At 61.7% G+C, this 24,955-nt stretch carries 27 protein-coding genes; 21 read left to right on the top strand and 6 right to left on the bottom strand.

What is annotated here, in order from left to right; genetic code table 11:
• Positions 1 to 6: 6 nt before the first annotated feature.
• From DEH84_RS08250 to DEH84_RS19110, 6 genes are all read right to left on the bottom strand, one after another.
• Positions 7 to 642, bottom strand: coding sequence for a hypothetical protein (locus tag DEH84_RS08250; RefSeq protein ID WP_058085854.1), 636 nt, complete (start codon positions 640 to 642; stop codon positions 7 to 9).
• Positions 639 to 3,824, bottom strand: coding sequence for a CusA/CzcA family heavy metal efflux RND transporter (locus DEH84_RS08245; RefSeq protein ID WP_058085855.1), 3,186 nt, complete (start codon positions 3,822 to 3,824; stop codon positions 639 to 641). The genes DEH84_RS08250 and DEH84_RS08245 overlap by 4 nt, the downstream gene beginning before the upstream one ends.
• An 18-nt stretch (positions 3,825 to 3,842) precedes the next feature.
• Positions 3,843 to 5,240: an efflux RND transporter periplasmic adaptor subunit gene (locus tag DEH84_RS08240; RefSeq protein ID WP_058085856.1), complete on the bottom strand. Its 1,398-nt coding sequence runs from the start codon at positions 5,238 to 5,240 to the stop codon at positions 3,843 to 3,845.
• Between the two features lie 11 nt (positions 5,241 to 5,251).
• A complete protein-coding gene (locus DEH84_RS08235; protein ID WP_083505682.1) occupies positions 5,252 to 6,550 on the bottom strand; it encodes a TolC family protein in 1,299 nt (432 codons plus the stop codon).
• 110 nt (positions 6,551 to 6,660) lie between these two features.
• The gene (czcI, locus tag DEH84_RS08230) at positions 6,661 to 7,038 is read right to left on the bottom strand and encodes a cation efflux protein, CzcI family (protein WP_058085857.1); all 378 of its coding nucleotides are present in this window, start codon (positions 7,036 to 7,038) and stop codon (positions 6,661 to 6,663) included.
• Between the two features lie 199 nt (positions 7,039 to 7,237).
• The gene (locus DEH84_RS19110; protein ID WP_137839858.1) at positions 7,238 to 7,447 is read right to left on the bottom strand and encodes a hypothetical protein; all 210 of its coding nucleotides are present in this window, start codon (positions 7,445 to 7,447) and stop codon (positions 7,238 to 7,240) included.
• Between the two features lie 161 nt (positions 7,448 to 7,608).
• On the opposite strand from DEH84_RS19110, the gene DEH84_RS08220 reads away from it, so the two are divergent.
• The 21 genes from DEH84_RS08220 to traV all read left to right on the top strand — a co-directional run bounded on the left by DEH84_RS08220 (position 7,609) and on the right by traV (position 24,887).
• Positions 7,609 to 8,349 (top strand): winged helix-turn-helix domain-containing protein, encoded by a 741-nt coding sequence (locus DEH84_RS08220; RefSeq protein WP_281262567.1) that lies wholly within the window; start codon positions 7,609 to 7,611, stop codon positions 8,347 to 8,349.
• A 24-nt stretch (positions 8,350 to 8,373) separates the two neighbouring features.
• Positions 8,374 to 8,961, top strand: a complete 588-nt coding sequence (locus tag DEH84_RS08215; protein WP_109036407.1) for a class I SAM-dependent methyltransferase — start codon at positions 8,374 to 8,376, stop codon at positions 8,959 to 8,961.
• An 86-nt stretch (positions 8,962 to 9,047) separates the two neighbouring features.
• Positions 9,048 to 9,335 (top strand): TFIIB-type zinc ribbon-containing protein, encoded by a 288-nt coding sequence (locus tag DEH84_RS08210; RefSeq protein ID WP_083505683.1) that lies wholly within the window; start codon positions 9,048 to 9,050, stop codon positions 9,333 to 9,335.
• A 110-nt stretch (positions 9,336 to 9,445) separates the two neighbouring features.
• A complete protein-coding gene (czcI, locus tag DEH84_RS08205) occupies positions 9,446 to 9,802 on the top strand; it encodes a cation efflux protein, CzcI family (protein ID WP_058085862.1) in 357 nt (118 codons plus the stop codon).
• Between the two features lie 248 nt (positions 9,803 to 10,050).
• Positions 10,051 to 10,335 (top strand): hypothetical protein, encoded by a 285-nt coding sequence (locus DEH84_RS19105; RefSeq protein ID WP_133611161.1) that lies wholly within the window; start codon positions 10,051 to 10,053, stop codon positions 10,333 to 10,335.
• A gap of 573 nt (positions 10,336 to 10,908) precedes the next feature.
• Positions 10,909 to 11,439 (top strand): flagellar basal body rod protein FlgB, encoded by a 531-nt coding sequence (gene flgB / locus DEH84_RS08200; protein WP_230179382.1) that lies wholly within the window; start codon positions 10,909 to 10,911, stop codon positions 11,437 to 11,439.
• Between the two features lie 123 nt (positions 11,440 to 11,562).
• Positions 11,563 to 11,919, top strand: a complete 357-nt coding sequence (locus DEH84_RS08195) for a DUF2946 family protein (RefSeq protein WP_058085864.1) — start codon at positions 11,563 to 11,565, stop codon at positions 11,917 to 11,919.
• Between the two features lie 244 nt (positions 11,920 to 12,163).
• Positions 12,164 to 12,520 (top strand): hypothetical protein, encoded by a 357-nt coding sequence (locus DEH84_RS08190; protein ID WP_159098909.1) that lies wholly within the window; start codon positions 12,164 to 12,166, stop codon positions 12,518 to 12,520.
• A gap of 53 nt (positions 12,521 to 12,573) precedes the next feature.
• Complete coding sequence (locus DEH84_RS08185) at positions 12,574 to 13,536, top strand: IS5-like element ISBmu20 family transposase (RefSeq protein ID WP_109036365.1); 963 nt, start codon at positions 12,574 to 12,576, stop codon at positions 13,534 to 13,536.
• Positions 13,537 to 13,830: 294 nt separating this feature from the next.
• The gene (locus DEH84_RS08180; protein ID WP_058085866.1) at positions 13,831 to 16,458 is read left to right on the top strand and encodes a heavy metal translocating P-type ATPase; all 2,628 of its coding nucleotides are present in this window, start codon (positions 13,831 to 13,833) and stop codon (positions 16,456 to 16,458) included.
• A gap of 33 nt (positions 16,459 to 16,491) precedes the next feature.
• The gene (cadR, locus tag DEH84_RS08175) at positions 16,492 to 16,944 is read left to right on the top strand and encodes a Cd(II)/Pb(II)-responsive transcriptional regulator (RefSeq protein ID WP_058085867.1); all 453 of its coding nucleotides are present in this window, start codon (positions 16,492 to 16,494) and stop codon (positions 16,942 to 16,944) included.
• 695 nt (positions 16,945 to 17,639) lie between these two features.
• Complete coding sequence (locus tag DEH84_RS08170; RefSeq protein WP_109036403.1) at positions 17,640 to 18,137, top strand: hypothetical protein; 498 nt, start codon at positions 17,640 to 17,642, stop codon at positions 18,135 to 18,137.
• Positions 18,138 to 18,335: 198 nt separating this feature from the next.
• Complete coding sequence (locus DEH84_RS08165; RefSeq protein WP_058085869.1) at positions 18,336 to 18,878, top strand: lytic transglycosylase domain-containing protein; 543 nt, start codon at positions 18,336 to 18,338, stop codon at positions 18,876 to 18,878.
• A gap of 20 nt (positions 18,879 to 18,898) precedes the next feature.
• The gene (locus tag DEH84_RS08160; protein WP_159098908.1) at positions 18,899 to 19,543 is read left to right on the top strand and encodes an OmpA family protein; all 645 of its coding nucleotides are present in this window, start codon (positions 18,899 to 18,901) and stop codon (positions 19,541 to 19,543) included.
• A 127-nt stretch (positions 19,544 to 19,670) separates the two neighbouring features.
• The gene (locus DEH84_RS19435; RefSeq protein ID WP_230179380.1) at positions 19,671 to 20,084 is read left to right on the top strand and encodes a hypothetical protein; all 414 of its coding nucleotides are present in this window, start codon (positions 19,671 to 19,673) and stop codon (positions 20,082 to 20,084) included.
• A 28-nt stretch (positions 20,085 to 20,112) separates the two neighbouring features.
• On the top strand, positions 20,113 to 20,412 hold the full coding sequence (gene traL, locus DEH84_RS08150; protein ID WP_035033923.1) for a type IV conjugative transfer system protein TraL: 300 nt from the start codon (positions 20,113 to 20,115) through the stop codon (positions 20,410 to 20,412).
• 14 nt (positions 20,413 to 20,426) lie between these two features.
• Positions 20,427 to 20,990 carry a type IV conjugative transfer system protein TraE gene (traE, locus tag DEH84_RS08145; protein WP_109036397.1) on the top strand — a complete coding sequence of 188 codons (564 nt, stop codon included), beginning with the start codon at positions 20,427 to 20,429 and terminating at the stop codon, positions 20,988 to 20,990.
• Positions 20,980 to 21,834: a type-F conjugative transfer system secretin TraK gene (locus DEH84_RS08140; RefSeq protein ID WP_109036395.1), complete on the top strand. Its 855-nt coding sequence runs from the start codon at positions 20,980 to 20,982 to the stop codon at positions 21,832 to 21,834. The genes traE and DEH84_RS08140 overlap by 11 nt, the downstream gene beginning before the upstream one ends.
• Positions 21,831 to 23,372 carry a TraB/TrbI/VirB10 family type IV secretion system protein gene (locus tag DEH84_RS08135; RefSeq protein ID WP_109036393.1) on the top strand — a complete coding sequence of 514 codons (1,542 nt, stop codon included), beginning with the start codon at positions 21,831 to 21,833 and terminating at the stop codon, positions 23,370 to 23,372. The genes DEH84_RS08140 and DEH84_RS08135 overlap by 4 nt, the downstream gene beginning before the upstream one ends.
• 1 nt (position 23,373) lies before the next feature.
• Positions 23,374 to 24,204, top strand: coding sequence for a DsbC family protein (locus DEH84_RS08130; protein ID WP_179950623.1), 831 nt, complete (start codon positions 23,374 to 23,376; stop codon positions 24,202 to 24,204).
• Positions 24,201 to 24,887: a type IV conjugative transfer system lipoprotein TraV gene (traV, locus tag DEH84_RS08125; protein WP_109036390.1), complete on the top strand. Its 687-nt coding sequence runs from the start codon at positions 24,201 to 24,203 to the stop codon at positions 24,885 to 24,887. Before DEH84_RS08130 ends, traV begins: the two co-directional genes overlap by 4 nt.
• Positions 24,888 to 24,955 lie beyond the last annotated feature (68 nt).

The following is a 24,955-nucleotide window of genomic DNA, read 5'->3' as shown; positions in this document are numbered from 1 at the left end:
GCCAGATCAGGGAACCGTGCCTTCGCCACCAGTTTTAGTCGGTGACGGAACCGTACGATCCAGCGCGCGCAGAATCCGGCTTTCGTCGATCAGCGCACGCCCTTCCTGCCGCGACAAGCGAACAAGGTCGAATCTCTTCCCATACCTTCCACGCCTGCGTACTTCCAGCACAACGACATCACCTGCTCGCAGTTCCAGGGGAATGGTCGCGTCCACCCCCTCCTGAATGCGAACTTCGTGAAGCCCCGGCGAAACGTCCACGGCAACGACCGAATAGGGGATGAGGCTTTCCAGCGGCTGCCCATTCAACCCCAAAGGCACCAGCCCTTGGACGTCGCCGTCCCGCGCTCGAACGATCACCACCCGCCCCGCATCCGGCCGCAATGCCAGGTTGCGCACCTTGGCCGCGTCCAAGGACTTCGGTGACGGCCCCGGCACGCAGGTTCTCGTCTTGAGCATGGTGAAACATATGGGCTTAAGCCGCTTGGCCTCGTCCCTCTCGGGCAGGGCACAGCCTTGCAACACCGCGGCGAACAGCCCCAGCAAGACTATGTCAGGCGCATAGAACGTCGCGCGAGTGAAGGCACGCGCGCTCCCCTCACCGGGCCAAAGCCGGGGCCACCGGCCCCATGCTTTGGTCATGCAATCGCTCCATCCTCGTGTGCGTCAGGAGAGGGCTTGGTTTCGGTGGTCTGGGCGTCCTCTTCATCCTTTCGATGGACGATGCGGTAAAGCACAGGCAGCACCAGCAAAGTCAGCATCGTCGAGGACAGGATGCCCCCGATCACGACGGTCGCCAGCGGCCTTTGAACCTCCGCGCCCGTGCCGGTGGCCAGGGCCATCGGTACGAAGCCAAGCGATGCCACCAACGCGGTCATCAGGACCGGCCTCAGCCGCGTCAAGGCGCCCTCGTGGATGGCCTCGTCAAGCGACCGCCCTTCGTCACGCAAGTTGCGAATGAAGGAGATCATCACCAGCCCGTTCAGCACGGCCACCCCAGACAGTGCGATGAATCCGATGGCCGCCGAGATCGACAAGGGGATGTCCCGCAGCCACAGGGCCAGGATGCCTCCCGTCAGCGCGAACGGGATCCCGGTGAACACCAGCAAGCCGTCCTTCACGTTGCCGAACATGGCAAAGAGCAGCACGAAAACCAGCAGCAGCGAGACCGGCACGACGATCTGCAGGCGCTGCGTGGCGGACTGCAGGTTCTCGAACTGGCCGCCCCACACGGTCCAATAGCCCGTGGGGATCTTGACCGCTTCCAGCGCCTTCTGGGCATCCCCGACGAAGGTGCCGATGTCACGGCCACGCACGTTGGCGCTGATGACGATGCGGCGCTTGCCGTTCTCGCGGCTGACCTGGTTGGGACCAGGCGCCGAGTCGATGGAAGCCACCTCGGACAGCGGAATGAAGCGCGCGCCCTCGCCGTCTCCGCCCTTCAAGGCGATGGGGAGGCGCCGAACGGCTTCCAGATCCGTGCGGACATCTTCCGGCAGACGCACGACGATGTCGAAACGGCGGTCGCCCTCGAACAGCGTCCCAGCCTCCTTGCCGCCCACGGCCGTGGCCAGCGTGTCCTGGATGTCGCCGATGTTCAGGCCATAGCGCGTCGCCTTCTCGCGGTCGATGTTGATGGTCAGCATGGGCAGGCCCGTGGTCTGTTCCACCTTCACCTCGGACGAGCCCGGGATGCCTTGCAGCACCTTCGCGATCTGGTTGGCAGTGTTGTTGAGGACATCCATGTCATCACCGAACAGCTTGACCGCGACGTCACTGCGCACCCCGGAGATCAGCTCGTTGAAGCGCAGCTGGATCGGCTGAGAGAACTCGTAGTTCTGCCCCGGCAGTTTGGCGACCTCTTCCTGAACAGCGGCCAGCAGTTCGTCGCGCGTCTTGCGCGGCTCGGGCCATTTGTCCACCGGCTTGAGCATCACGTAACCGTCCGAGATGTTGGGCGGCATCGGGTCGGCCGCGATCTCGGCGGTACCGGTGCGTGCAAACACACGTTCGATCTCAGGGAACTTGGCCTTCAGATGGCTTTCCAGCTTGGTCTGCATGGCCACCGATTGGCTGAGGCTGGTGCCGGGAATCCGCAGCGCCTGCACCGCGAAATCGCCTTCGTTCAAGCTTGGCACGAACTCGCTGCCCATGCGGGAAGCCACCACGCCACAGACCAGGACGAGCACCGCTGCCGCCGTCAGCACGACAGGCTTGGCCCCCATCACCGTGTTCAGCATGGGCTCATACCAGCGCTTGGCGGTGCGGATCACTACGTTTTCGGTCTCCGACACCTTCTTGCCGATGAACAGCGCCACGGCAGCGGGGATGAAGGTGATGGACAGGATCATGGCACCCAACAACGCCGTCACCACGGTGAACGCCATCGGATGGAACATCTTGCCTTCCACACCGGCCAGGGCGAAGATGGGCAGGTAGACGATCATGATGATCAGCTGCCCGAACAGCAGCGGACGACGGGCCTCCTGCGAAGCCGCGAAGACTTCATGGAAGCGCTCGCGCAAGGTCAACTCTCGCCCGTGATGCGCCTGCGCATGCGCCAGGCGGCGCACGCAGTTCTCCACGATCACCACCGCGCCATCGACGATGATCCCGAAGTCCAGCGCGCCCAGACTCATCAGGTTCGCACTGACCTTCTGACTGACCATACCGCTGAAGGTGAAGAGCATGGAAAGCGGGATCACCATGGCGGTGATCACCGCGGCACGCATGTTGCCCAGGAACAGGAAGAGGATGGCGATCACCAGGATGGCGCCTTCCATCAGGTTCTTCTTCACCGTGGCGATCGCCTTGTCCACCAGGACGGTCCGGTCGTAGACGGTCACGGCATGAACACCAGCTGGCAGGGACTTGTTGATCTCCGCCATCTTGATGTCAACTGCTTGCGAGACCTTGCGGCTGTTCTCGCCAATGAGCATGAACACGGTGCCCAGGACGACCTCTCGGCCGTTGTCGGTGGCGGCGCCCGTGCGCAGCTCCTTGCCCTGCCCCACTTCTGCGATGTCGCGGATGCGGATGGGTACATCCGTCGTCTGCTTGACGATGATGCTGCCCAGGTCCTGGGTGCCACGCACCTGACCAGGTGCACGGATCAGGTACTGCTCGCCTTCGCGTTCGATGTAGCCGGCGCCAACGTTGCCGTTGTTGCGCTCCAGGGCATTGACCACGTCACCCAACGTCAGGCCATGCGCCATGAGCTTCTCAGGGCTGGGCGCGACCTGGTATTCCTTGGCATAGCCGCCGATGGAATTGATCTCGGTCACGCCCGTTACATTGCGCAGTTGAGGCTTGATGATCCAATCCTGGATTTCGCGCAGGTCAGTCGGCGTGTAGGGCGTGCCATCCGGCTTCTTGGCGCCGTCCTTGGCTTCGACAGTCCACATGTAGATCTCGCCCAGGCCTGTGGAAATGGGGCCCATGGCCGGCGTGACGCCTTCCGGCAGCCGCGCCTTGGCCTCCTGGATCCGCTCGTTCACCAGTTGGCGCGCGAAGTACAGGTCGGTGCCGTCCTTGAAGATCACGGTGATCTGGGACAGGCCGTAGCGCGACAGGGAGCGGGTCTGCTCCAGGCCGGGCAGGCCCGCCATCACTGTCTCCAGCGGGTAGGTCACACGCTGTTCGGTTTCCAGCGGCGAATAGCCAGGTGTCTGGGTGTTGATCTGGACCTGGACGTTGGTGATGTCCGGCACGGCATCGATGGGCAGCTTCTGATAGCTGAAGACGCCCAGGGCGGCCATACCGAAGACGGCCAGCAGCACAAGCCAGCGCTGCTCAATGGCAAATCGGATGATGCGTTCAAACATGATGGGTGGACCTCGTGCTCAATGCTCGTGCTCGGCCGAAGCCTTGCCGATTTCAGCTTTGATGACGAAGCTGTTCGTCGCCGCATAGCGGGTACCGGCGCTCAAGCCCTTGACGACTTCCGTGCGCTTGCCATCGGTGTGACCGACCTCCACAGGCTTGGCCTGGAATCCGCCCGGGACTTCGACGAACACGACTTGGCGGCCTTCCATGGTCTGCACCGCGCCAGCCGTCACGGTCACGGGTGCTTCCGTCTCGCCGGAAGTCACGGCGACATTGACGAACAGGCCGGGACGCCACGACAGGTCTGGATTGGTCAGCACCACTCGGGCGGTTGCTGTGCGCGTCTGCTCGCCAATCAGCGATCCAACGTAGGTCACGGTGCCCTTGGCCGTGGCTTCGAACGAACTGGATCGCACGGTAACCTTCTCGCCCACCTTCACGAGGTTCAGGTCCTTGGCGGGCACGTTGATTGTGGCCCACACGGTGGACAGGTCGGACAGGGTGAACACATTGGCGTCTTCCTTGACCGACTCGCCCAGAGCGATGTGCTTCTCGACCACGACCGCATCAAACGGTGCGCGCAGCTCGTAGCGATTCAATGCCCCAGCCGAAGGCGAGGCACCCAACGCCTTGAGCTTCTGGTTGGCGTTGTTGACCGCAATCTCGGCTTCGCGCAGGGCCTGGGTGGCCTGCAGAAGATCCATCTGCGGCGAGATCTTGTCTTCGAAGAGCTTCTTCTCTCGGTCGTAGGTGGTTTGCGCCAAGGTCAGGCGCTTCTGGGCCGCCTGCAACTCGCTGCGCTGTTCGGACAGCAACACGCTGGAAATGACCGCGAGGACCTGGCCCTTTTTGACCTGCTGCCCGAGGTTGGCCGACACCGATTCGACGACGCCACCGACACGGGGCACAACGTGTGCCGTGCGATCCTCGTTGAACTTGATCTCGCCGGACAGTTGCACCGTCGAAAGGATCTTGCCAGGTTGTGCCGCTTGGACTTCAACGCCCGCTGCTGCGATCTGCTGAGCATTCAGAGAGACAGGCTCTTCCTCGCCTTCCTCGTGCTTGCCAGCGTTGGCGGCGGCAGCGCCCTTCTCAGGAGCGGTTTCGCCTTCATGCTTGTCATGCTCCCCATGCTCCTCGGCCTTCTCATGGTGTTCCTTGTCATCGTGTCCCTTCGCCTCGTCGTGGCCGGACTCGGATTTCTTCTCGCCGTGGTGCTCGGCGTCGTCGTGTCCCTTGGCCTCGCCGTGACCGTGGCCATGGCTCTCCTCGGCCGCTTCGCCGGCGGGCGCGCTGGGAGACCGCGTCAGCACAAATGCGCTGACGCCCAACCCCGCCAAAACGATGGCGATGATGGCGATGAGTTGCTTTTGGCTGATGCGCCCAGCTTGGCGTTGTGATTTGGAGCGTGTCATGCAATGCTTTCTCATGGCTTGGACGTCGTCTGTTCTTCGCCGCTGGTCCCCAGCAGGCGATCAATGTTGGCGTTGGTGCGGTACAGCTCATTGAGCGCCCGCAGGTACTGGGCGCGAGCCTGGAGCAAGGTCCGTTGAGCATCCAGGGCGTCGAGGAAGCTGAACTTGCCCAACTCGAAGCCGGTCGTGGCGGCCTGCCACGCGCTCTCGGCGCCCGGCAGTACCTCGCTGCGCAGGACGTCCACCTCAGCCTGGGCGAAGCGCTGACGCTCCGTCAATTGCACCCACTCGGTCTCGACGCGGATCCGCGTTGCCTGGAAGTCCGCTTCGGCCTTATCGTGCAGGCGCAAGGCCTGAAGCAGGTTCCCCCGGTTGGTATCGAGCACAGGAATGGGAATGGCCAGGCCGATCACAGCCTGGTTGCGTCCGACCTGCTGATCCCGCTTGGCACCCAAGGTCAGGGTCACGTCCGGAACACGGCGCGCCTCCTCAAGCTCGACCATGGCTTGCCGCTTGTCGACCTCCAGGCGTGCCTGCCGCAGCACCGGCACATCTGACAACTGAGAAGCCTCCAGATTGCGAGCGGCTGGTTGGACACCCGATTGCCAGACCAGCGTCTGAGCACGAACGGCAGATGCTGGTCCCAGCAGAGCTGCCAGCCCTTGGCGAGCGGATCGAAGTTCGCTCTGCGCTTGAAGCAACTCCAGCCGGACACCAGCGTGAGCGACCTTTGCCCGCGTCTCGTCCACCGCAGAGACCTTGCCGGCCTGAACCCGCTTGGAGACCGCATCCGTGCCACGCATGGACAAGTCGACGGAGGCCTGCGCCAACTTCACCCGTTCCTGAGCGATGGCTGCGGCAAAGAATGCATCGGCCACATCCGCTCTGATCTGCGCGCGACGCCCTTCGATGTCCACGGCGGTTTGAGCCCGCGCGGCCTCGGCGACCGAGATCCGCGCTGAACGTTTACCGCCCAACTCGATGGGCTGGCTCAACTGCACCGTGGTCGTTCGGCTGTCTCGCCGCGTGTCTTCCAGCAGTGCCTGGACTTCAGGGTTGGGACGCGCACCCGCTTGAATGACGGCCCCTTCGCTGGCCGCCAGTTCCTGCTGATTCGCCACGATTTGCGGGCTGAACTGAAGCGCCAGCCTGATGGCTTCGCTCAGCGTCAGGGGCTGTGCCACGGGCACCGCCTTGTGCACGGCCTGCCCATCCGAATCGGACGGGCTAACTTGAGCAAAGGTGGTGGAAGAAAAAAGTGTGGCCGTGACCAACGCGAACGTTGTCATCGGCACCATGTGCCTGTACATCGAATTCTCCGGGTTGTGGGAACAACAACAAGAAGGAATCCGGCGAGAGAGGCCGTGGCCTCGCTATCTGAAGACAGGAAAAAAGCTTGCGCAGCAGCCGTCTCGCCGAATCAAACGGCGAGACGTATGTCGGGACGCTCGGGCCCCGCTGGAATGTTGGAGGCGTAGCCCTCGATCGAGTGGCCAAACCATTCCCTGCTAGACGCCACCTGGGGGGTGTGCGTCTCACTGACCGGCGAGGCAGCGCTCATGTGGCAGACAGTGCAGTCGTTGTCGGCACTGGCCTTCTTGTCGCTACCGCTCTTGTCCTTTGCGGCTTTATCGCCAGGGCGCTCCCCATGTTGCGGATCAAGATGGTTGTGCTCGTGGTGCCCGAAATGGCGCTGCGCGGCAGGGTTGCTTTCATGCTGACAATAGCTGGCCACCGCAGCCCAGGACATCTGGAGCGGAAACCAAATCAGCAGGAACAAGCAAAGCAATCGACGCATGGCGCGGCAAGTATAGGTTGAAAAAAATGCCTTGTGGATCAGAAATGAGTTGCGCCTGACAAATACACGTGAAGGAAGTTGCCTGGCATGTCCGTCGATAGAAGATCCAATCTCTTTGAATCCATTTGAATCCCTGTAGCGGCTACAGAGTCAATACCCTTCGCGAAGATTGTTGTGAATTTTTCCACAGGGCAATGAATCAAGCCTGTCTAGGTTGCTCGGTCTCGCTCTGAGCCACATGCCCGTCCACATTGCTGGCCTCCACACTGTGGGCATGCCGATCCGGCGCCGCTTTGGGATTGTCGACTTGGGGTTCTACGCCCTCGTCTTTGACAGCGTAGTTGCGCTGCGGCTCGCGATCTTTTTGAGGCTTCGCAACAGTCCTGGCATGTTTGGAAGTGGCACCCATGATGGCTCCTTTGCAATGACAACGAGTGTCATCGGCAAGGCATATGCCGATCTGGTTCGAATTGAATCCAATGTCATGCCAGACGCCAGAAGGCTGAAGCCACTATAGATTTTCCGGCTCCCAGCCTTTCAAGGCGGTGTCTTGAAGATTACATTTTCGTCATGTTTGGTTCAGGCCGGTATTCATCGGCACACTTCGCAAACATGACAAGTGTGCAGGCGAAGATATTGGTCGTCGAAAACGACATTAAGACTGGCGATCACTATCGCCTAGGTTTGAGCGAGGCCGGATTCGCCGTCGACCTTGCCAAAAGCGGCATCGAGGCGTTGAAACTGGCATCGCTGCAAATGTTCGATCTCTTGATCATCGACACCGCCCTGAAAGGCATGACAGGCTGTGAACTGCTGCAGGCGCTCCGGCGTCAGGATTCGTTGATTCCCGTGCTTTTCTTGAATGGACGCGACCATCATGAGTGCCGCGTCAACACGCTCCAGCGTGGCGTTGAAGACTTCCTCAAAAAGCCGTTCTCCTTCTCGGAACTCTTGTGCAGCATCAGGACCATCCTGCGTGGACGCACGGTCGACGCCAGCAGCCTCCCTTCGATCTGCATCGGTGATCTGGAGTTGGACCTGTTGCGCCGCCGCGTGCACCGTGCAGGGACCCACATCGATCTGACGCCCAAGGAATTCGGCCTGCTGGAACTTCTGATGCGTCGCCAAGGGGAAGTCCTTCCGCGATCACTGATCGCCTCCCAGGTATGGGACATGCCCTTCGGGAGCGACACCAACGTCATCGATGTGGCCGTGCGTCGCCTGCGACTCAAGATCGATGAAGGGCAAGAGACGAAGATGATTTTCACGGTGCGAGGCATGGGCTACATGCTCGAAGCGCCCGAACAGTGACCGCATTCGAGGAACAAGAGCTTGATGTCGACCACAGGCAATTTCTACGAGGACAAGGCGGAGGAGTATTTTTCCCTCACCTTCGATGCCGACACGTCCGCACCCAGGGAACGCTTCCTGGCGAAGCTGCCTCGACGAGCACGTATCCTGGATGCGGGTTGCGGTTCAGGCAGGGATCTTCGCGCCTTCAAGCGTGCAGGCCATGTCGCTCTTGGAATCGACTCCTCAGTCGCCATGGCCAGCCTCGCTTATGCCTACTCTGGCGTCGAATGCATGGTGCTTCGTCTCGAAGACATTGCCTTTGAGCGCAGCTTCGATGGCATCTGGGCTTGCGCTTCCCTGCTCCACCTGCCAAGGGCGCAACTCGTTCCAGTACTGATGCGCCTGCACCAAGCACTCGTGTTTGGCGGAACGTTGTTCCTTGCTCTTCAAGAGGGACAAGGAGAACGCTGCATCGAGGATGGGCGACACTATGTGTACTACCGTCTCTCGGAGGTTCTAAACGCCCTAGGTCAGGCTGGTTTCGAAGCAAGCGAATCATGGCTGACAACCAGCTCCCCTCTTCTCTATGGCACGCCACATTGGATCAACGTCCTTGCCATCGCCAGTTGATATGAACCGTGCATAAGCCAAGGCTAATGCAACTTCAAGGTTTGATGCGCTGAATTGACACCGTCTGATCAAAGAAAGGAATCTTCATGCAATGCCCCGCTTGCAAAACCGTTCAACTTGCGATGAGCCATCGCGAGAACGTCGAAATCGATTACTGCCCGCAATGCAGGGGCGTATGGCTGGACCGAGGAGAGTTGGACAAAATCATTGAACAGAGCCAGCGCGACCCCGTGTCGACGCAGGCCCACATGGATCCCGGCATTTCGACAGGACGTGGTGAACACCATGGTCGGCGTGAACATGGCGGCGGCCATCAAAAGTCTGGTCATGGCTCCAGCCATGGAGGCAGTTTTCTGAGGAGACTGTTCGATTGATGTGCTGGCATTGCCGGAGCGATTTTGGTGACGGGAATAGTGGGCATCTGCATGCTCATGTCTCGTCATCCATCCTTGGCACACCCATTTGATGGTGATACATTTTTGCGATGCGCCGCCTGATTGCCATTTTCTTGTTGTTGATTGTGCCGCTGCAGCTTGGATATGCTGCGGCCGCGGCCTATTGCCAGCACGAGACTGGCAGTGCGGCCGGGCATTTCGGGCACCATGCGCATGAACACAGGGCGCAGGTAGGAGCCGATCAAGACAATGGCAAAGGCAAGTTGTCATTGCAGCTTGACCAGGATTGCGGCCTCTGCCATCTCCAGATGCCCCAGCTGCTGCCCCAGCACACCACGGTGACACCGACCTCCGTCGAGACTTCCCTCTACCGTGCACCGGTGATTGCGTATTCCTCGGCCGATCGCCGCCGTCTCGAACGCCCCAATTGGACATCCTCGCTGTAAATCGGCGAGCAGTTCGTCCATTCCTGGCTTCCATACGCTTCGAATGAATCCGTCATGAACTGACGGCTTCTGCTCGTCGAATTCCTCCCATCACGCTTGGAGAATTCGATGCGAAGTTCATTGGCCGTGCCCATGTTTTGCCATGGCAGACGCGGTAGTGCCCACCTGCCCTTGATTGCATCCATCCAGACAACGCCCGTAGCCACCGGAGCGCAGCGGCCAGTCCTGCGCGCGCAAGGGGCCCTTACATGACCACGCCCTTCACCCACAAGGAGTTGGGCCTGGTGTGGTTGGCTTTGGGACTGTGTGGGGTGCTTGCACTGCTTCTGTTTGCCTGGTGGCTGGCGCATCACCCTCCCAAGGTGACACCAACCTCACAGCCCAAGTACACCGATGCTCTCCGGCATCGACTGAACGGCAAACGATTTTCGGAACGGCAAGCGCCACCGAATTCGACCGGCACGGCATCGGGTACTCATGGTCAGCCGCCCGCTGGAAAACAAGACGGCAAAGCCAAAGGAAGAAGGCCATGAGCATACGTTCCACCCGTTTGTGGATGGCATGCCCCTCACTCCCTGAGCAAATGCCATGAGGTACACGACGCTCCGATCCTTCGGCTCCTTGCTGTGCATCCGGGTCGTGGCTGCGCGTCTCGCTGCCAATGATGAAGCTCCGTTTACGGCCCATTCATGGCGCGCGCCGGAGGTGGCAGCCCAGGTTCAGCCTTCAGGATCCAGCACCACATCAGATGAACTGATGCGCGCGGTGGTCTCCTGGCTGGTCTGCGAGTTGATGCTCCAACGCTCAGCCCTGCACTTCCGATTGTGCGGTCAAGCCATGACCGCCGGCCTGCACATCGCGCGTGCCACTTTGAGCTGGGATGGTCCGCACGGCAGGCGCAGCGCGGCGGTAAGCCCCCACAGCGGTTTGCTCGGCCCTCAAGGCATTTTCGAGCTACCTCCAGAAACCAGGATCACCGCCGTGTTGCACCTCCAGGGCCGCCGTCCAGTGACTGTCAGGTTTGTGCTACCGCCAAACCGACCTCCTTGTGCCTGCTGAGCATCAATCTTCGATCCGGCATCCGATTCAACACCAGAGACCGCATCATGATCAAACCCATCTCCATGAATCTGCCACTGCCCTCCACGCCGGCGGTGCCATCGCCCCGCTTGACGCCTCCAGTGGTTCCACCGACGAATCCTTCTGGGGAACAGGAGGAGGACGGTTTCAAAGAGCACGCGATCCTGCTGCGTTCCAAGAGGCAGGAAATACTGGCTTCCAACATCGCGAACGTCGATACCCCTCACTACCAGGCCAAAGACCTCGATTTCCGGACCAGCCTGCGGAACGCCGTGAACAACCAGCGCTCAGAGGGCACCGATCCCAGTGACCTTCGAAAGACGGCCGCGGGACACTTGTCGCAGTTGCCGCAACCATCAGGAAGCATATTCAACAGCACGGTGGCGCTTGTCTACCGCGTTCCGCTCCAGACCAGCCTGGACAGCAATACCGTGGACATGGACGTCGAACGTGGGCAAATCGCCGACAACGCCATCCGCTATCAGTTGGCCTTGCAGGCCTATGAGGATGAGTACAAGGAATTCCGGCAAGCTTCGATGACGGGAGGGACACGCTGATAGCGCTTGACTCTGTGCCCACTACAGGGTTTCTAATGCAGGTACGCGCTGACATGGCTTGTTGACTGCCTGTCCGCTTGGCCTTTCAGCACCATTGTTCGCCTTTCCCTATACTGCCCAACCATGCGCCGCTGGCTGATCTTGTTCCTGGTGTTTGTCCTTCCGCTCCAACTCAGTTGGGCGGCGGCTGGCATCGCCTGTGCGCATGAGACCGGCCCTGCCGCCGACCACTTCGGGCATCACGTGCATCAGCACCAGGACAGTGGCAAATCGGTGGAGCACGGAAAGTCAGTTGCCGACAAAGGCCAGGCCGATACAGATTGCCCATACTGCCATGTGAGCGTTCCAACGCCCGTCGTGGAGTTCCATTTCTTTGATGCTCCGCTGACCAGCTCGACCGCCTTGCCCGAACCGCTGTCCTGGCGGGCATGGGTATTCGAAGAGGCGCCCGAGAAGCCCAACTGGCGTATGCCCAGTTGATCCAGCTGAGCGCTCTTCCCCGCTGAAACCAACAGCCTCAAGCTTCCCGCGCCGCTGGATCCACCAGTTCTGACTTTGTTCAACTGGAGGACTCGATGCGCCATGTGCCATCACCCACTGATTGCCCTGCCTTGTCGGCCACCCTCCGGGACTGCTCGGAGGACTACTGCCGCGCTCGAAACGCTTCTCATGCGCCGCAGGCAATCCTGGTCCTCCGTAGATCCCTCTATCTGGAGTACCTCTCATGATCAAGTCACTGACTTGGGTATCACTGCTTCTGGCCCTGCTGGCGTCTGGATGCGCCAGCATGGACACCGACACTTACGGCCGCAAGGAAGGCTGGCGCAGGGCCCGTGTGGTCGAAGTGGGCGGCATTGAATCGCCCATGAAGACCCTGCAGACGGACTGCCGTTCGGAACTGGGTCCTAACCCGCCCTACACCCGGTTTGCCGTTGTTTCCTACAACGTGCGCGGTAGTCCAAGGAACAAGGCCCGGCGAATCTCGGCCATTCCCAATGATTTGGACCTCCAGGCCGACGACCTCGTCTTCGTCAACATTCAAAACTGCTTTGCGCCGTTGCGCAAGGGATGGTCTGCATAAACCGCCCGGACACGTGCTTGGCGCCGGCCTGATTGCCTGAGACCATTGAGCCCATGAAGCAGAGCAGCCTTGGATTGGGAACATCGACGAAGCGCACGCGCCGCCGGGAGTTCCTCGACGAGATGGACCGGGTGGTGCCGTGGTCCGACCTGGTGGCGCAGATCGCGCCATTCATGCCCGAAGGCAAACGCGGCCGCCCGCCGTTCCCGGTGGAGTCGCTGCTGCGCATCCACTTCATGCAGCAGTGGTTCACGCTGAGCGACCCGGCCATGGAAGAAGCGCTGCACGACATGCCCCTGTTTCGCGACTTCGCCGGCCTCGGCGGCTGGGATGACCGACTGCCCGACGAGAGCACCATCTTGCGCTTCCGCCATGTGCTGGAGAAGCACAAGCTGGCCGAGCGGATCCTCGCAACGGTCAATCTGCTGCTGGGTGCCAAAGGCCTGATGCTGCGCAGTGGCACGGTGGTCGATGCCACGCTGATCTCGGCGCCGAGCTCGACCAAGAACGCCAGCGGTGAACGAGACCCGGAGATGCACCAAAGCAAGAAGGGCCAGCAGTGGTTCTTCGGCATGAAGGCTCACATCGGCGTGGACGCTGATTCCGGTCTGGTGCACACCGTGCGCGGCACATCGGGCAACGTCAACGATGTGGTCGAAGCCAACAGCTTGCTGCACGGACAAGAGACGGATGTCTTCGCCGACGCCGGCTACCAAGGTGCGCACAAGCGGCCCGACGCCAAAGCGGATGTGCAGTGGCATGTGGCCATGCGACCGGGCTTGCGCAAGCTGCTGGACAAGGCCGATCCCAAGGATGCGCTGACCGAGCAGGTCGAGCGCATCAAGGCCAGCATCCGCGCCAAGGTGGAGCACCCGTTCCGCGTCATCAAGCGCCAGTTCGGTCATGTGAAGGTGCGCTACCGCGGCCTGGCCAAGAACACGGCGCAGTTGCACACGCTGTTTGCGCTGGCCAATTTGTGGATGGTGCGCAAGCGTTTGACGGGGAGCTTGGCATGAGTGCGTCCAGCGCATGGGAAATGGGCGCGAAACGTGCCCAAAACACCTGCCGGGAGAGCGTTCAACCGCCAATCTGGTCATGTCAGTGCACCCAACCACGGTCAGCGCTCATTTGTGCAGACCTTCCCAAGCGGGATGCGTTGGGTAACACCCCATGAGATGCCGGCCATGGATTCAACTCATCCCTGGGAGCGTCCTGATCAAGGCCGCTTCCCCAGGATACGGCTCGTTCATCGCTTATGCCCAAGGGCGCGTCTCTGATTCCGCTTCCATCAAAAAAGAAAGGTCGCGAAAATGACCCAGCCTCAAAAGCTTCGATTGGAAATCCCACTGTTGCTGCCCAGTCTCCCGGACATCAGGGATCGCTGCGTCAAGCTCCTGATCCAGACACTTGAATCGCGTGAAGGCATCGCCGCTGCTCACGTCGCTGATGCGGCCACCGGGGGCACTCCTGAGCTGTGCATCCACTACGACCCAGATGTCATCTCCCTGGGCAAAGTGCGTGACATCGCACGTGGGGCTGGCGCCAAGTTAACTGATCGTTTTGGGCACATGCTTTTGCGAGCGGGAACGAAACATCCCCGCGCAGCCCGAACTTTGACGGCAAAGCTCAAGGTCCTGAAAGGCGTCGTCGAAGCCGAAGTCAATGCCTCGGGTTCCGTCCGCATCGAGTTCGATCGGGAACAGGTCGAAGAGAAGGATTTGCGCACGATGCTCAGCGGCTTCGGCATCGAAGACCGCGCCTCTCTCTCGCCTGGTTCATCAACGTCCATCAAGGATGATGGACATGACCATCAGTCCCATTCCCATCCCGAAAAGCTCGCATCGGTGTCCGACCACACAGATCATGCGCACGAGCATGGTGACGGCCATGATCATTCGCATGGTGACGAGAAGCACGGCAAGCATGCATCAGGTGCTCATGAAGGCCATGACCATTCCGGTGGACTCTTCGGTGAAAAAACAGAACTGATCTTTGCCGCGATCGCGGGAGCCTTGCTGCTGGTCGGATGGGTGCTGGAATCACAGAAGCTGGCCACGGAAACCGTGAGCATGGCCTTCTTTGTGATGGCCTATCTGTTTGGCGGCTACTTCACCTTGCTGGAAGCCATCGACAACATCAAGGCCAAGCGCTTTGAGATTGACATGCTGATGTTGGTGGCCGCCGCTGGCGCAGCCGCACTCGGGCAATGGTTCGAGGGTGCCTTGCTGCTGTTCCTGTTCAGTATGGGGCACTCGCTTGAGCATTACGCCATGGGCAGGGCCCGCAAGGCGATCGAGGCGCTGGCCAAACTCGCCCCTGAAGTGGCATTGCGTCGGCGCGACGGCAAGAAAGAAGAAATCGCCGTGGCCCAACTGCAAGTGGGCGACACCGTCGTCGTGCGACCGAACGAACGGTTGCCCGCGGATGGCTTCGTGGTCTTGGGCGAAAGCAGCGTCAATCAGGCTCCCGTGACAGGCGAAAGCGTTCCGGTGGACAAGCGGCCTGTCCAAGACGCGCAGGCCGCGTTGCAAGGCTTCGACAAGTTGCCGCCGCAGCACCGCGTCTTCGCAGGGACCATCAATGGCTCGGGCGCGCTTGAAGTGGTCGTTGCGCGGCAGGCCAGCGAATCGACCATGGCACGCGTCGTCAAACTGGTCACGGAGGCTGAAACCCAACGCTCCCCTACTCAGAACTTCACTGAAAAATTCGAACGCGTCTTCGTGCCCCTCATCCTGGCGCTCGTGGGTTTGCTGCTGTTCGCATGGGTTGTCGTTGACGAGCCCTTCTCCGCGAGTTTCTACCGAGCCATGGCGGTGTTGGTTGCTGCCAGTCCCTGCGCGCTGGCCATTTCGGTTCCCAGCGCTGTACTCAGCGGCGTGGCCCGCGCGGGTCGAGGTGGGGTCCTGGTCAAAGGCGGTGGCCCGCTGGAGAACTTGGGCACGCTCACGGCCATCGCCTTCGACAAGACCGGCACGCTGACCGAAGGCAAGCCTCGCCTGACGGATGTCGTGGCCGCTCAAGGCGTCGACGAGAAGGAATTGCTGTCCATCGCTTTGGCCGTGGAAGAGCACAGCGATCACCCGCTGGCCTCCGCCGTGGTGGAAGGCGCCAAGCAGCGGTTGGGTGATGGCCATGCCGCACCCCAGGTCCAAGGCCTGGAAAGCATCACTGGCCGAGGTGTGAAGGCACGAATCGGTGGCGACGAGGTGTACATCGGCAAGCCGGTTCTGTTCGAAGAACTCAAAGGCGAAGCCGTACCGGCTGACTTGAAGACGGCCAATGAACGCTTGGTGGCCGACGGCAGGACCACCATGATCGTGCGACTGGGCGGGCGCTACCTCGGTGCGCTGGGCATGATGGACACGCCTCGGCCAGTTGCTGCTGAAGTGATGAAGTCCCTGCAGAAACTGGGGATCGAGCGTCTGGTGATGATCTCCGGAGACAACCAGAAGGTTGCCGAATCCGTTGCCAAGAGCGTGGGTCTGACGGAAGCGCGGGGCGACCTGATGCCGGAAGACAAGGTCAAGACGATCATGGACCTCCGGTCGAGCGCTGGTAAGGTCGCGATGGTGGGCGACGGCGTCAACGATGCGCCTGCCATGGCCAATGCCACGGTGGGCATCGCCATGGGCGCCGCTGGCTCGGATGTGGCTTTGGAAACAGCCGACGTGGCGCTCATGGCCGATGACCTGACCCAGTTGCCCTTTGCCGTCGGCCTGTCACGCCAGACGAGTCGCATCATCCGCCAGAACCTTTGGGTGAGTTTGGGCGTGGTGGCTGTGCTGATTCCGTCCACGATCCTGGGTTTGAAGATGGGCACGGCCGTGCTTTTCCACGAAGGCTCCACCCTCCTGGTTGTCATCAATGCGCTGCGCCTGCTGGCATTCAATCAGCCGGAATCGCTGACACCCGTCCCGTCCGACACCCCGAAGGCTTAAGCCACTGGCTTTCATCAAACAGAGAGGCGTCCAATGAAAATCGGCGATCTTGCCAACCTCACCGGCACCCAGGTGGAGACCATCCGCTACTACGAAAGGGAAGGACTCCTGCCCGAGCCCGCGCGCACGGCCACGAACTATCGCATCTACGATGTTGAGCACGTTGAGCGACTGGCCTTCATACGGCGCTGCCGCTCCCTGGACATGGGCCTCGACGAAGTTCGTGTCTTGCTTGGACTGAAGGACAAGCCCTCCCAGAGTTGCGAAGATGCCAACCGTGTGCTCGATGAGCACCTTGGTCATGTCACCCAGCGAATTGATGAGCTGGTGGCCCTGAAGGCACAGTTGGAGAGCTTGCGTTCCCAGTGCGGTGAGGCCAAGGAATCAGCCGACTGCGGCATCCTAAAAGAACTGAGCAACGGGAATCAACAGCCCTCGCAAACCGGCCACCAGCACATCGATTCGGTACATGGCCTTGGTAGATAGCCCCTCTCCCACGCCTCCCGCAGAAACTATAGGGTGGCGCAGAAGCGTGGTGCTTTGCATTTGGCAGCCAGTTCACGCTGAAATGCGCTCGGGCTCTTGGCTGTCCATGCATTTGTTGGCGTCGCCGCAATTCAGAGGCTTTTCTCGTTGCTGCATGGCTGGTCCAATCTCGTAGAACTGGATCTCGCCACCACCCTTGAGGTGTCGGCCAGATGGCCCATTTGCAGTGCATGAGCCATTGGCCTTGCCGGCGTCTCCACGCCGCGCGCATTGACAGAAATGCGAGCGCCCTCCCCGAATTTGAATGGGAAAACTGGCTACTTGCACATGGCAACGCTTGCTCTATGGCCTGGGCACACCCGTGCTCAGGCCACATCGCCGCCAATCCCCTTATCATTTGGCTGCTGCAGGTTCGTACCTCGGCCCGGCGTTTCCTCCCTGAGCCGGTGGCGCACCGTGATGACAGCGATGCGTCTTGTGCTCGCTGATCACCCGCTGATCGGCGGGCTTTTTTTGTCTCGCGGAAATTGAACTCCTCCATCTTGGCCGTACCGCGTCAGTACTCGCTATGAACTGGAGCCGAAATCCCCATGACAAAGCCCGCATTCACCCGTGACCATGCTGTACCCTGGCCCTAATCTGTACTCATGCGCTCATCCGAGCGATTGCCGAATCAGAGAACAGAGGTACGCACCATGCTCACCGCTGCACCGCCCGGATTTCAGGACTCTCGACACACCGCAACAGTGGAATCCCAGCCGTCCGACGTCATCGAAACGCGGCTGTGGCTGGAAGAACATGTCTGGCTTTATGGCGTGCTCAAGTCCGATCGCAACGTCGGCCCGATCTTTCGATTTCCTGACCTGATCAGTGCCTGCGTCTCCCAGGTCTTCTCCGGCCCCGAAGCGGCAAGACAGATCTTCAGCTTTCTCGGAACCGAGCTTGTGGCCCGCTCGCCCAATACGCCTCGTCGTCGGGAAGCCATGTGGCGACCGCAGTACGACTTGCTCCTTGAGTTGCAGCGCTCACCCGCCAATCGGCACCCCAACCCGAAGTTCCAGCTCGACCACTTGACCACCGCCTGCGTGGCGCTGTGTCAACAGGCGGATGAGACCGGCGCCAGCGTCCTTCAACAAGCTCGCATCAACATGGCACAGCGCTTCCGTCCAGAGCACGCCACACAGACCCGCTGAGGCCATCGACCGCCCAGCGCTCTGACCAGCACATGGCATGAAGAATCTCCAAACGATTCACGTGCCCTGACCACGCCAAGGTCGTCCAACCACGGCAGACCTGAACAAGACCTTGATCGGCACCGTGCCGGTCTCACCCCATCCGTCCCGCCGCGCAACGTGCATTGGCGGATTCATCGGTCTTGTTTGGAGTGCGCCATGCAATGGGGTCCCTTGTCTGGATGTCTTGCGCTGCTGAGCCTGCCGGCACACGCCCTGGCTTGCTGGGACGAGGCGGCGCATCGATATGGCGTGTCATCGCAATTGCTCTATGCCGTTGCAAAGGTCGAGTCGCACCTCAATCCAAATGCAATCAACCTCAGCCACCGCCAACGCACGGGCAGCTATGACATCGGGCTGATGCAGATCAACAGCTCGAACCTGCCTGCGCTGGCACGGTTCGGCATCACCGAAAGCGACCTGTACAGCCCTTGCACGAACATCCATGTGGGCGCCTGGCTGCTTGCCCAAACCCTGGCCAAGCAAGGGCTGACCTGGGATGGGGTGGGTGCCTACAACGCAGCGTGTACCCAACTCAAGGGAGTGGCCTGCCAGAGCGCACGCAGACGCTACGCCTGGAAGGTCTATCGGCAGTTGCACGCCTCGGCAATCCAGTCCCCACAGCCAACCGCCGTATGGCCGCAGAGCCGATCAGAGGCAAAGCAGCCCCTCTTCATCCTTGCCGCTCGGGTGTCGCCATGACGCGGGTACAGGACCTCGCCATGACCAGCGCCTCGGCAGCGGTGATTCTGTTTGCCTTCTCGTCTTGCACCTTGCCCGCCAAGCAGGGCCATGCAACCGCGATACCACAAGCTAAGCGGAACGCCTCACACATCGCGCAGCTTGAACGTGGCCGCGACGCGTACTTTGCCCAGTGCGTCGAGCCTGCCTGTCCTACCACCACACCCAAAACGCTGGCTGTGGCCGATGCACAGCCGCAGCCTTCGATGCGAGGCAACGCGCGCGCCCTTGCATCCGTCGCGCCAACTGAAGTGACCAAGCCTGCCCCGCTGCACAAGCCTCAGGTGCTGGTCCTGGAGTTTGCAACCGACAGTGCGGTGCTGACACCTGTACACCGGACCCTGCTGAACAGCGCAGCCAAAGCCCTGGGACGTGCCCAGCGTGTGCTCATCGTGGGACGCACCGACAACGTCGGCCCTGATGCGCCCAATCAGGCCATCGCGCTAGCTCGGGCTGATGCCGTTCGAGATCACATCAAGCGCATCAGTCCCTCACACCCCAATGACATCCGCATCGATGCCAGAGGCCTGTGCTGCTACATCGCCAACAACGACACACCTGAGGGCCGAGCCCGCAATCGTCGCGTTGAGGTCGTGTTCACAGCCTCATCCGAGGGTGGGCCATGACACACCAATGGCCCTCACCCGTGAGCCCGTCGCCCACCGCATCCCCCTCCTGAGACGTGCTCACACGTTCGCAGGATCGCCCCCGCCTGCGTCAGGCCTTGACGCGCAACCCAGCCAGGAGATTCCCATGCGCACAGCCATCATCCATCCCTTCGTCCCTGTTCGTCAAACTGTCCAACAGGATGATCAGCAAAGCAACCCATCCAGTGCCCGAGTCACCGGCAAGCCCACACACAAGCGCTGGCGTGTGGCCTCGGCGCTGGCCATGCTCACCCTGGGCTTGGGCCTGTCCATGCCTGGTTTCGCCCTCGACCTGGTGGCGTTCACCGGCATCACCGGGCCGCTGACATCCGCCCTCGCCCAGATCTCCGCGCTGGGGCCTAGCGTCAAGGCCCTGGTCGGCTTCGTCGGTTTCGTGGTCGCCCTGATCTCGCTGTCGGCCCTGCGCAATTTCGGGCCGGTGCTGTTCTACGTGGGCCTGGCCATCTTCGGTGCGGTAGGCCTGGTGATCGCGGGCGCCATCATGGGCGCCGTCGTCTGAGGTCAGCCCAAACCTGCAGGAGCCTGACATGCAAGCCGACACCTACATCCCCCGTCGCCTGGATGACCCCTGGAAGATCGGCTTCTGGGACATCGATGTGGCCGCCCCGGTGATCTTCTTTTTCTTTGTCGGCTACCTGTCGGGCACCAAGCTGGCCTTTGCGGCCTGCGCAGGTGCGGGGATCTTCCTGTCGCGCTGGATCGCCCGCATCAAGGCCGACAAGCACCAGGCCTTCGCGATGCACTGGCTGTACTGGCACCTGCCGCCCAGCCCCATGACCGCGATGCGCGCCACCCCGCCCTCGCACATCCGCCGCATGGTCGGCTGAGTCTGGAGCACGCCATGGACTTCGAGCGACTCAACAGCGACATCAAGGAGATGCGTCGCCGCAACCGCAGCCTGGGGCTCGCGGTGGGCGTACTGGCTTCGGGGCATGTTGTGGCACTGCTCGTCATCCTCAACCTGATTGGCACGGTGCGCACGGTGGTCGTGCCACCCACGATCGACAAGACCTTCTGGGTCAGCCGAGACAAGGCCAGTGGCGAATACCTGGAGCAGATGGGTGGTTTCATGGCCTGGCTGGTGCTGGACGTCACGCCCTCATCGATCGACTGGAAGAAAAACATCCTGCTCGGCTATGTGGAGCCCGACCAATACGGCCCGCTCAAGACCCGGCAGGAGGTCGAGGCCGAGCGGCTCAAGCGCATCAACGCCAGCACGATGTTCATGCCGCAGCAGTTGGTGCCCAGCGAGGACAAGCAAAGCGTCGTGGTGCGTGGCCGACTGCGCACCCTGGTCAATGGCTTCGAAACCGCCAACGACCTCAAGGCCTACCTGATCGAGTTCAGTTTCAACGGGGCACGCATGCACCTCAAGACCTTCAAGGAGGTTCCCAATGCGAGCTGATTTCAAGCGACGCCAGCAGCCCTCCACTTCGCTGACAAACCTGCTGCTGGCCCTGGTGACAGCCGTTGGGATGGCAACGGCACCAAGCCTCGTCAGGGCGCTCCAGTTGGTTGAAGCCCGCGACGGCGTCTCCGTTGAGGCCATGGTGTCGATCAAGGAGCCCACGCGCATCCGCATCGATGGCGCGCCCATCACCGATGTGTTCGGCAACATCTATTCGAGCAACTGCGCCAACGGAACCCCACCCCCCAACAACAGCCAGAACAGTCCGGCCATCAACCCCACGGGTGAACTGGTCCTCGAATGCGACAAGGACAAGGGCGAGGTCTACCTCCGACCCGTGGGCAGGTCCAGCAAGCCCATCAACCTGTTCGTCTCCAGCGCCCAGGCGACCTACACCCTGCTGCTACATCGTTCGGACACCCCCGCAGACACCATCGTCATCCGGGATCCCAGTGCCAGGCTGCTGAAGCTGGACAACGCGAACCCAAGTCCCTCGGGTATGTCATTGGGCACTTCGGCCAACCACATCCGAGCCATGAAGGCCTTGCTAGTGGCGATGGCTTCTGACCGAGTGCCTCCCGAGGTGCGCGTTGAGGAGGTCAACCGCCTCGTCCCCCTGTGGCTCGAAGCGAGATTTTCCCTGATGCGTCGCTATGAAGGGCGAGGCCTGGTCGGCGAGAAATACCTGCTGCAAAACATCAGCCCGACCTTGATGGTGCTGGCCGAGCAGGAATTTGACCGCGAAGGTGCCCAGGTCATGGGCGTGTCCATCGAGAACTACAACCTGCAACCCGGAGAGACCACGAATGTGTTCGTGATCCGGCAGGAGGCCACGCGATGAACACGCCTTTCGACCAAGCAGCCAATGGGAGCGTCACCGGCTTGCTCGACCGCATCAAGGGGGCCGTGGGCAGTGCCCTTCAAAGGCTGTCTCCACGGCAACGCCAGTACGTCACCCTGGCCGCCATCCTGGTATGTGGTGTCGGCCTGCTGTGGCTGATCTTCGCCCTCACCGACACGCGCTCGCCCACCGCAGACGCCAAGAACAACGGCAGCGCGCAGCCTGCCACGGTCACAAACATCGGGGTGATGCCGCCGGGACAGCAGGTCAACCCGGTAGACCAATGGGTGGGCACCGCAGGGCGCAAGTTGGCGCAGTACGAGAACGAGCGCGATGAGCAGACCCGGCTCAACAAGGACCGACAAGCTTTCGAGGCCCGTACCATGCAACGCTTTGCCGAACTGGAGCAAAAACTCACCTCGGCCAGCCAGGCTGCCAGCATGTCCTTGGCACCCAACGCTGCGGCAGCGTCAAACACGCCCGCGCCCCCAACGATGCCACCGGCATCCAGCCTGCCCCTTCCACCACCTCCGGCGTCCACCGCTCTGCCCCATGCAAATCCTCATGGGCAGAGCATCAACATTCCCCCACCGCTGCCGCCCGGCACATCGCCCGCAGGTGCCATGCCCCTCGGTGATCCGGGCATGGCACCGCAGGACATGCCTTTCAATGCCCCGGTGTTGACGCGCGTTTCTCTGGTGGACCGGGAATCGGCCAAGGCCGCTGCAACAGGCGCCACGGCAAGCACCACAAACAATGCCACGCCTGGATCACCGTCAACAGCCGACACCCGCACCGTTTCGACCTTCCTGCCCGTCAGCTTCACGCGCGGCACCTTACTTGGTGGCCTGGATGCCCCCACGGGCGGGCAGGCCCAGTCCAACCCGCATCCGGTCCTGATCCGGCTCTCGGACAACTCGGTCCTGCCCAACCGCTTTCGGGGGGAATACCGGGACTGCTTCGTGATCGCGGCAGGCTACGGCGACATCAGCTCGGAGCGAGCCTACCTGCGCACCGAGAACCTGTCCTGCGTCCGCCCGGACGGCGCCACGCTGGAAGTCAAGATCCAGGGCAGCGTCTATGGCGAAGACGGCAAGGTGGGCATGCGCGGGCGACTGGTCACCAAACAAGGCCAGATGCTGGCCAACGCCCTTCTGGCAGGCGTGGTCAGTGGCATCGGCCAGGGCCTGTCAACTTCATCGACCACCTACAGCACCTCTGCTCTGGGCACGATCGCCAGCAGCGGTGGCAACAGCAGTGACGCCTACCGCGCAGGCATCGGCACCGGTGTCGGCAAGGCCCTGGACCGCCTGGCTCAGTACTACATCAAGCTCGCCGAGAACACGTTTCCGGTGATCGAAATCGATGCCAGCCGCGAGATCGATGTGGTGATCACCAAGGGCGTGCGTATCGACGCGCCCATGTCGGCCAACGCCTACACCCGTACCGGCGGCACCCCCTCCCGCACGCTGTCGCGCTCGGCTGAGCCCGCCCCCGAAGACCGCTACCTGAAAGCCGCCAATGATGACAACTATTGACATGCGCCCGCCTCTGCGAGGCAGGCTTCAGGACGTGACGCTGATCTGGGCACTGTTCACGATGCTGGTCAATGGCATCGCCTGGGCGGGCGCTCCGCCATCTGAAGAGGCCCGCCTCCTGGCCGCACTCAGGAAGGCCAACCCCAGCACGCGCTTCACCCAGGTGCTGCCTTCGCCCATTGGCGGACTGTACGAAGTCTGGATGAACGGGAACGTGGCCTATGTGTCGGCCCGCCAGCCGCGCTACTTCGTGTTCGGCCATGTCTTTGACACACAGACCATGACCGACATCACCGGACCTCGAATGGCCCTGGCGGCCAGGCAGGGCGCGATGGCACCCGCTACGCCTGCCGCAACAACATCAGCACGGACATCCGCACCAACATCAGCCCCTATTGCCTTTGACCAACTGCCACTGGCAGACGCCATCAAGACCGTGCGGGGCAACGGTCAGCGGCAGATCGCCGTGTTCAGCGACCCCGGCTGCGGCTACTGCAAGCAACTGGAGCCTGAGCTGGCCCGGATCGACAACGTCACGGTCTACACCTTCATGCTGCCCTTTCAGGGTGAGGCCAAGCCCATCGCCCTCTGGTGCGCCCCTGACCGGGCTCAAGCTTGGCAGCGCTACATGGTGCAGGGCGATGCCACCGCGATCAATGCCCCAGCGCGATGCGATCACCCCGTGGCCCGCAACCTGGTTTTGGCGCAACGCCTGGGTGTTCAAGCCACGCCCACCCTGATCTGGGCAGATGGCAGCCGCACCGAAGGCTACGTCGATCACCAGGTGATCCAGGCCCGCCTGAAACCGGCCACCTCGGAGGTTCAGCCATGAACGCCCACGGTCACCTCGCTAGCCGCGTCCACTCCGCACGCCCGATCTGGCTTCTGGCTTGCTTGCTGCTGAGCTTGTCGGGCTGCATGAACCTCTCCGGCCTGGGCGGCAGCTCCGACTACGCCTGCAAAGCCCCGGACGGGGTGACTTGCACCTCGGTGTCGGGCACCTATGCCAACGCCGTTCAGGACAACCTGCCCGCCCAGGTGGCCAAGCGCCGCCTGGCCGCCAAATCCCATGGCGAGCCAGGTACCAATCCCGCACCCGGGTCGCCACAGCCTCGCCCTGCACCAGCGCGGGCATCCGCCCAAGCCACTGTCCCGCCCGTGGCTCAGTCCCCCAGCCTGGCGCTGCCCCTGCGCTCATCGGCCCGGATCCTGAGGCTGTGGTTCAAGCCCTGGGAAGACGCCGACCGCGACCTCTACGACCAGGGCTATGTCTATGTCCAGATCGATGCGGGTCAGTGGCTGATCGACCACGCACATCGCCAGATCCGTGACGCCTATGCGCCCATACGACCTCCGATGGGCACCACCGTCAAACCTGCCACGCCAGAACAGAGCACCTCGCCCGTGCGGCCCGTTGGCCAGCAGCGCCCGTCTCCGTACGCCCCGGACAACTCGGAAAGTCCTGACATCGGCCCCTTGCTGCCGCCTACCGACAGCCTTGACCCCAGCAACTGAACCTCCCTCAAAGGTTGCGCCATGCCCACCCCCACAGCCACTTCAACAATCACGACAGCAGCCAGCGT

Source organism: Aquabacterium olei, assembly GCF_003100395.1.
Taxonomy (GTDB): Bacteria; Pseudomonadota; Gammaproteobacteria; order Burkholderiales; family Burkholderiaceae_C; genus Aquabacterium; species Aquabacterium olei.
Note: the sequence above shows the minus strand (reverse complement) of the source record. Positions and strands in the feature narration are given on the sequence as shown.

Coding starts and splice junctions, on each gene's coding strand:
- traL (WP_035033923.1), top strand. CDS start 20,113: ATGCAAGCCGACACCTACATCCCCCGTCGCCTGGATGACCCCTGGAAG.
- DEH84_RS19110 (WP_137839858.1), bottom strand. CDS start 7,447: ATGGGTGCCACTTCCAAACATGCCAGGACTGTTGCGAAGCCTCAAAAA.
- traV (WP_109036390.1), top strand. CDS start 24,201: ATGAACGCCCACGGTCACCTCGCTAGCCGCGTCCACTCCGCACGCCCG.
- DEH84_RS08210 (WP_083505683.1), top strand. CDS start 9,048: ATGCAATGCCCCGCTTGCAAAACCGTTCAACTTGCGATGAGCCATCGC.
- traE (WP_109036397.1), top strand. CDS start 20,427: ATGGACTTCGAGCGACTCAACAGCGACATCAAGGAGATGCGTCGCCGC.
- DEH84_RS08195 (WP_058085864.1), top strand. CDS start 11,563: ATGCGCCGCTGGCTGATCTTGTTCCTGGTGTTTGTCCTTCCGCTCCAA.
- DEH84_RS19105 (WP_133611161.1), top strand. CDS start 10,051: ATGACCACGCCCTTCACCCACAAGGAGTTGGGCCTGGTGTGGTTGGCT.
- DEH84_RS08250 (WP_058085854.1), bottom strand. CDS start 642: ATGACCAAAGCATGGGGCCGGTGGCCCCGGCTTTGGCCCGGTGAGGGG.
- DEH84_RS08130 (WP_179950623.1), top strand. CDS start 23,374: ATGCGCCCGCCTCTGCGAGGCAGGCTTCAGGACGTGACGCTGATCTGG.
- DEH84_RS08240 (WP_058085856.1), bottom strand. CDS start 5,240: ATGACACGCTCCAAATCACAACGCCAAGCTGGGCGCATCAGCCAAAAG.
- cadR (WP_058085867.1), top strand. CDS start 16,492: ATGAAAATCGGCGATCTTGCCAACCTCACCGGCACCCAGGTGGAGACC.
- DEH84_RS08245 (WP_058085855.1), bottom strand. CDS start 3,824: ATGTTTGAACGCATCATCCGATTTGCCATTGAGCAGCGCTGGCTTGTG.
- czcI (WP_058085857.1), bottom strand. CDS start 7,038: ATGCGTCGATTGCTTTGCTTGTTCCTGCTGATTTGGTTTCCGCTCCAG.
- flgB (WP_230179382.1), top strand. CDS start 10,909: ATGATCAAACCCATCTCCATGAATCTGCCACTGCCCTCCACGCCGGCG.
- DEH84_RS08135 (WP_109036393.1), top strand. CDS start 21,831: ATGAACACGCCTTTCGACCAAGCAGCCAATGGGAGCGTCACCGGCTTG.
- DEH84_RS08165 (WP_058085869.1), top strand. CDS start 18,336: ATGCAATGGGGTCCCTTGTCTGGATGTCTTGCGCTGCTGAGCCTGCCG.
- DEH84_RS08235 (WP_083505682.1), bottom strand. CDS start 6,550: ATGTACAGGCACATGGTGCCGATGACAACGTTCGCGTTGGTCACGGCC.
- DEH84_RS08215 (WP_109036407.1), top strand. CDS start 8,374: ATGTCGACCACAGGCAATTTCTACGAGGACAAGGCGGAGGAGTATTTT.
- DEH84_RS08140 (WP_109036395.1), top strand. CDS start 20,980: ATGCGAGCTGATTTCAAGCGACGCCAGCAGCCCTCCACTTCGCTGACA.
- DEH84_RS08170 (WP_109036403.1), top strand. CDS start 17,640: ATGCTCACCGCTGCACCGCCCGGATTTCAGGACTCTCGACACACCGCA.
- DEH84_RS08160 (WP_159098908.1), top strand. CDS start 18,899: ATGACCAGCGCCTCGGCAGCGGTGATTCTGTTTGCCTTCTCGTCTTGC.
- czcI (WP_058085862.1), top strand. CDS start 9,446: ATGCGCCGCCTGATTGCCATTTTCTTGTTGTTGATTGTGCCGCTGCAG.
- DEH84_RS08190 (WP_159098909.1), top strand. CDS start 12,164: ATGATCAAGTCACTGACTTGGGTATCACTGCTTCTGGCCCTGCTGGCG.
- DEH84_RS08220 (WP_281262567.1), top strand. CDS start 7,609: ATGTTTGGTTCAGGCCGGTATTCATCGGCACACTTCGCAAACATGACA.
- DEH84_RS08185 (WP_109036365.1), top strand. CDS start 12,574: ATGAAGCAGAGCAGCCTTGGATTGGGAACATCGACGAAGCGCACGCGC.
- DEH84_RS19435 (WP_230179380.1), top strand. CDS start 19,671: ATGCGCACAGCCATCATCCATCCCTTCGTCCCTGTTCGTCAAACTGTC.
- DEH84_RS08180 (WP_058085866.1), top strand. CDS start 13,831: ATGACCCAGCCTCAAAAGCTTCGATTGGAAATCCCACTGTTGCTGCCC.